This window comes from Erwinia sp. PsM31, from assembly GCF_030433775.1.
GTDB classification, from domain to species: Bacteria; Pseudomonadota; Gammaproteobacteria; order Enterobacterales; family Enterobacteriaceae; genus Erwinia; species Erwinia aeris.
Genome location: NZ_JARUWZ010000134.1, coordinates 1 through 218 on the forward strand (window position 1 = coordinate 1; position 218 = coordinate 218).

Genomic DNA, 218 nt, shown 5'->3' on the forward strand with positions numbered 1-218 from the left:
TTTTATTTATACCGCCACCACCGAGATCAACACCGGCTATCGTTCGTGGGCTGCGTCAGATGTTTATAAGAGACTGACCTACGCGAGATCCAATACGGACGTACTGATGAGCAAGCGCCTGCGCTCGCAGCTGAATGCGGTGGTGGATAGCGCCCCTGAGCACTACCAGAAGCTGCGGCAGAAGTTCGTGTCAGAGGTGACGGTGCAGATGATGTACC

The 218-nt window shown here is 54.6% G+C and carries 1 protein-coding gene; it reads left to right on the forward strand.

Features of this window, described 5'->3' with window-relative positions:
* On the forward strand, window positions 1–218 hold a 218-nt coding region (locus QCD69_RS22745; protein WP_301253598.1), incomplete at both ends, for a hypothetical protein.